The 5,285-nt window shown below is 74.5% G+C and carries 4 protein-coding genes; 2 read left to right on the plus strand and 2 right to left on the minus strand.

All coding sequences use genetic code 11. The features are described from left to right. Positions 1-1,617: 1,617 nt before the first annotated feature. Entirely contained in the window at positions 1,618-2,043 is a 426-nt protein-coding gene (locus G6R25_RS21015) for a hypothetical protein (RefSeq protein ID WP_163554296.1), read from the minus strand. Here G6R25_RS21015 and G6R25_RS21020 point away from each other — a divergent pair. Then, a complete protein-coding gene (locus G6R25_RS21020; RefSeq protein WP_235949318.1) occupies positions 2,032-2,853 on the plus strand; it encodes a tetratricopeptide repeat protein in 822 nt (273 codons plus the stop codon). The genes G6R25_RS21015 and G6R25_RS21020 overlap by 12 nt on opposite strands. Positions 2,854-3,201: 348 nt before the next feature. Here the strand turns inward: G6R25_RS21020 and G6R25_RS21025 are convergent, their stop codons facing one another. Next, the gene (locus tag G6R25_RS21025; protein WP_163554297.1) at positions 3,202-4,578 is read right to left on the minus strand and encodes a DUF1015 family protein; all 1,377 of its coding nucleotides are present in this window, start codon (positions 4,576-4,578) and stop codon (positions 3,202-3,204) included. Positions 4,579-4,927: 349 nt separating this feature from the next. Here G6R25_RS21025 and G6R25_RS21030 point away from each other — a divergent pair. Next, positions 4,928-5,285: tetratricopeptide repeat protein (locus tag G6R25_RS21030; RefSeq protein WP_163554298.1), on the plus strand; the 358-nt coding region annotated here is incomplete at its 3' end.

Here is a 5,285-nt window from a genome sequence, read left to right on the forward strand (position 1 = left end):
TTTGTTTTGTGCGTTGGGGTATTTCTGCGGCGCGGGGCTCGATGCGGCGTGTGGCGCGATCGGTTCCGATCGCCGTCCGATCCTCCGAGGCTGCCCCGGGCTCGAGACCCGGATCGCGACGCGGAGGTAGCTGGTCCCGTCGGCTCGGAGCGGGGCTGTCGGGCATACCCGTACTGTGGACATCGCTGTGCCATCCCGCGGATCCGCGTCCGGGGTCCCGTCAGGACCCCTTGGACGCCGCGGCGGTCCGCGCCGGGGTGGACCGGTGGGCCCGTGGCCTCCCGGCACAGCACACATCAGATCCGCGGCCGCCGACCGCGGCGCATGCGGGACGAAGGGGAACGGCCGGTCATGGCGAGGGAAGACAGTCCGAATGAGCGCGGCACATCGGTGCCGCACGCCTCCGACCGGCCCCAGCGGCACGAACGGGAGCCCGGGCGGGACGGCGCCCCTCGGCGCGGCGGCCGGTCCGGTCCGGACGGGGCGTTCGGGGGAGCCCCACGCCGTGATCGCGCGACGGGCGGTGCTGGGCGTGGGGCGGCTCCGGCGCGGTCGGGGACGTCGCGTTCCGGCGCCTTCCGGGGGCAGAACCCGGCCCGCGGCGGACGGTCCACTGATGCCGCCAGCGGCGCGGGCCGTGCCAGGTCCGGCCAGGTCCGGCGGCTGACCGACGCGTCGGGCCGGCCCGAGCGTCCCACCGGCGCCCGCTGGGCCGACCGCCCGGACCGCGGCGGTGGCGCGGCTCGTGGTGGGCACGGCCGGACCGAATATCCGACTCGGCGTCCCGGTGCTTCCGAGGGATCCGCCGACGGTTCGGCCAGGGGCCCTCGTTTCCCGCGTGCCGATCGGCCGCGAGGCGAGCGGGCACCGGCCGGTTCGGAGCGCTTTGACCGGCGCGGATCGGCCGGCACCCAGGCCGGTGGGTCGTTCGACTCCGGTCGTCCTCGTGCCGAACGGTCAGACGGAGGGCGTCCCGCCCCCGGCTCCCGCCAGGACGCAGGTTCCGGCGGGTATGGACGCGCTGGCGGAGGGCCGCGTGAGAGCGGCTCTGGCCGGGCGGGCCAGGTGCCGGGGCGCCCGACCGCGGAGTCGGCCTGGCGGATCCGTCGCGGCCGTCCGACTACGGGGGAACGTACTTCCGACGGCGGCCATCGCACCGGTGCACCGGAGGCGGAGCGGCGCCCAGCACGAGAGCAGTCGCGTGACCGGCACGATCGTCGCGACGATGCCGCTCGTGGGTACAGCTCCCGGGGGTACGGTTCGGCCGATACCGGGCGCGGCCCGGACAGAGGGTCGACGGACCGCGGGCTGACGCGCGGACGGGTGCAGGCCGAGCGGCCGTCGCGCCACGGCCAGGACCAGCGTCCCCATCAGGATCGGCCATCCGGCCAGGATCGGCCGTACAGCCAGAATCAGCGAGACGGCCGGGAGCAGCGGCCGTGGGAGCGCGGGACGCCTGACCGCGATTCGTCCGCGCGTGACGGCCGTTCCGACAGGTGGTCGTCCAACCGCCCGGCGGGCCCGCGGCCCACTGACTCCGCTGCCGGCAGTGGTCGACGAGACGCACCTGTCACCCCGCGGGGTTCCGCTGGGTCCGGTTCCGCCGCCGGGCAGGGTTCAACGGCCGGGCAGGGATCCACCGCGGCGGGCGGCACCGAGCGACGCGAGTACCGCGAGCAGCGGCCGTGGCGCGACGGCGCCGGCTCCGGTGCTCCCGGCGGTGGGACCCGCGGCGCGGGTGCTCCCGGCGCGGGTGCGCGTGGTGCCGGTGCCCGGGGCGCGGGTACCCGGGGCGCGGGTGGCCGTGGGGAACGCGGCGGTGCTCCGGGCGTGCGAGCCATCGGTGCTCCCCGAGGCGCCGCGGGGCGCGGGGCGCCTGTGGGCCGCGGTGGACGGCCGGGTGGACCGGGCCGTCCCGACGAGCGGCGGGGAGACCGCCCGGATCGGGCCGGCAGGCCGGAGCGCACCGACGGCGGCAGCCGGCGGCCCCGGGTGCAGACCCCGCCGCTGCCGGAGGAGGCGCGCGCGGACATGCTCGATCATGACGTTCGTCGATCGTTGAGAGGGCTGCCGGCGAATCTCGCCGACACCATCGCTCGTCATCTCGTCGCGACCGCGCTGCTGCTCGACGACGATCCGGTCGCGGCCCTCGCCCACGCGCGCGCCGCCGCGGACCGGGTACCCCGGCTTCCCGCTGTGCGCGAGGCGGTTGGCATCGCGGCCTACCACGCAGGCGAGTACGCTGCGGCGCTCGTCGAACTGCGGGCTGCCCGGCGGATGGACGGCTCGGGGCACAATCTGCCGTTGATGGCGGATAGCGAGCGCGGCCTCGGCCGGCCCGAGCGGGCCGTCGCCTACCTGCGTGATCCGCAGGTCGACGAGCTCGACCCGGCGGCCCGCGCCGAGATGCTGATCGTGATCTCCGGGGCGCGCCGGGACCTGGACCAGCCGGAGGCCGCGGTCGTGCTGCTGCGCGACCTTGCCACCGCGAAGGGTGCGCCCGCGCCGTGGGCCCCCCGGCTCTGGTACGCCTACGCCGAGGCGCTGCTGGCCGTCGGCCGTCGCGAGGAGGCGGCGCGGTGGTTCACCTCCGCCGCGGCCGTCGATGACGGCGAGACGGACGCGGCCGCCCGCGCCTACGAGATCACCACCGGCCGACCGATGCCCGAGCCCGAGGACCTCGACTCTGCGGCAGATGCAGACGATGTCGACTCCGAACGGGAGGCCGACTCCGACTCGGCGGAATCAGCGGAATCAGGGGAGGCCGCGCAGCCTGCGGAGGTGGCGTCCTCGGCTGTTCCCGGCACCCAGACACCCGAACACTCCGCCAAGGATGCGGGCCCAGGGCATTAGGGCGCGTATGGGGCTGTGATCAGGGAGTGGTCCGCGTGGAGCTCCTCACAGCCAGGCACGGAGCTTGCTGAACGGAGCTTGCTGATCCGAATCCTGGCGGTTGCGTGGGCAGTTGTCGGCGTGGACTCCACCGTGTTCGCGCCCCTGATCACAAAAAAGACGCGTTCTAGTGCTCTCGGCTCCCCGCCGCCCGGATTCTGTCGGTGGCAGATGGCCACGACACCTGCCATTACGGAACGGGTGCGTGATCGTGCCGAGGGGTAAGCACGGTTTCAGGGCCCAGAACCGTGTTTAGGCCTCGGCACGATCTGGCCGCAATGTGGCTGGGAAGATCGGTAGCAGAACTGGTCAGGCGTCCAGCGGGCGCAGGACGAGACCCGTGCGCGGCTTCGGGGTGAACAGCGTCGACTTGCGGGGCATGCGCTCCCCGGCCTCGGCGACCGAGGTCACATCCGCGACCGGGGTCGGGTTGAGCAGCAGCGCGGTCCCGCCGGCTGCGGCTGCGGCGGCGATCGCGGCCGGCGCGTCGTGGTGGTAGTCGACGACGCCGACCGTGTCCGCGAGTCCCCAGACGTCCACGATCAGCGCCAGGTGGGCGACGGTGACGTCGAGCCGCCGGAAGGCGGCCGAGCGGCCCGCCGGCAGGCTGCGGGCCAGCAGCGCGGCGGTGGGCTCGGTGAGCAGGTAGGCGGAGGTGCCGTCGGTCACGACGAAGGCGTGCGCGCCCTGGCCGGCCTTGGCCAGTTCATCGAGCAGATGGTCCGGGTCGACCCCGCCACCGGACCGCCCGGCGGCGGGGCTTTCCGCCGACCCGGGCTCGCTGCCTGACCGCGTGGCGGTGCCGTCCGGGTCGCGGCCGGCGAGGTCTGGGCCGGCGAGCCTGCGGACGGTGAACTCGGCGGCGGCCCGGCGTACCGCGGCGGCGAGGTCCAGCCCGATCACCGCTCGGTGAATGGGGTGCACCTGTGGGCCGGAGACGGTCGCGTCGACGAGGAAGGCGAGCCCGAAGTCCCACGGACCCGAGCCGTCCCCGGCGGCATGCCGCTCCGCCTGGTACTGCCGGTAGGTGGCGTAGCGGTGGTGCCCGTCGGCGATGACGGCCCGCCGGGGCAGCAGGTCGGCTGCCACGGAGGTGAGCACCTTGGGGTCGTCGATCGCCCAGAGCCGATGCGTCACCCCGTCGTCGGTGGTCGTCTCGACCTGCGGGGGAGTCGCGACGAGTTCGCTGACGATTCGGCTGGTCTCGCCGCCGCCGGAGTAGAGCAGGAAGATTGGTTCCAGGTTGGCGCGGGTCGCCCGGGTCAGCGCCAGCCGGTCCGAGACCGGCCCCGCCATGGTGTTCTCGTGCGGCAGGATGATCCCCGCCGCTGGGTCGGCCAGCGCGACCGCGCCGATCAGCCCCCGCTGGACGTGACCGTCCTGCTCCTCCTCGCAGACGTAGATGGACGCCTTGTCGTCTCGGCGCAGCACCCCGCCGTCAAGCCACTCCTGCAGCGTGCGGGCGGCGCCGTCGTAGTCGTCGCCGGGCAGGATGAGCCGCACCACGTTGTGGGCGTCGCGGGCCTGCAGCTGGGCGCGTTCGGCATCGTCGATGATGTCGTAGGGCGGCGAGGTCAGCGCGGCGAGGGCCGGCCCCGAGGCGGAGAAGCGCGCCGCCCGAAATGGCACGAGCACGAGCCCCGCGGGAACGGGTACGGGCTGATCGGCGTGCATCATGAGCCGCATCGTAGGACCCGGCCGGTGCCCTCCGGCCCATCCGGGGGCTCGCCCGCCGGGTGGTGGTGCCGGCGGCGGCCTGTAGGTGGGCGTCGCCGCGAACCGCGCGTGGCGGCCGCGGTGACCTCAGCGCGTGGTGTGTCCGGTCGTTCCGGCGAGGTCGCCGGCCACCGGAAGTGATCGTTATCCGATCCGGGGGCGTCCCGGCGGCCTCTGCGGCGACACTGGTAACCGGGAGCTGGTAACCGGGAGCTGGCGCATGCAGGCGGCGCAGCGTCAGGTGTTCGTCCACGTCGTGGAGGTGAAGATGGTCGACCAGACCGGCCGCCCGGGAGAGACTTCGGACGAGGGGACCCCGATGGACGACGTCCGCCAGGGGCCGGCGGGCGAGGTCTACGACTGGTACACCCGCGGGATGGCCCTGCTGGGTCACGGGGACGCCAACGCCGCGGTGCAGCTGCTGGCGCATGCGGTCGCGGCCGAGCCGGCCTCACCGAGCGTCCGCGAGGCGCTGGGCCGGGCCCAGTTCACCGCCGGCCAGTACGTCGCCGCCCGGGAGACCTTCGCCTGGATCGTCGACCGTCACCCCACCGACGACTACGCACAGTTCGGCCTCGGCCTGTACGATCGCAAGATCGGCGATCTCCGTGCGGCGGTGGCGATGCGCCTGGACATCGGCCATTACGGGGTCGCGCTGCGCGGCGCCCGCGCGGCCC

The sequence above is a fragment of the Candidatus Frankia alpina genome, from assembly GCF_902806485.1.
In the GTDB taxonomy this organism is placed as follows: Bacteria; Actinomycetota; Actinomycetes; order Frankiales; family Frankiaceae; genus Frankia; species Frankia alpina.

Coding starts and splice junctions, on each gene's coding strand:
- G6R25_RS21020 (WP_235949318.1), top strand. CDS start 2,032: ATGCTCGATCATGACGTTCGTCGATCGTTGAGAGGGCTGCCGGCGAAT.
- G6R25_RS21015 (WP_163554296.1), bottom strand. CDS start 2,043: ATGATCGAGCATGTCCGCGCGCGCCTCCTCCGGCAGCGGCGGGGTCTG.
- G6R25_RS21025 (WP_163554297.1), bottom strand. CDS start 4,578: ATGCGGCTCATGATGCACGCCGATCAGCCCGTACCCGTTCCCGCGGGG.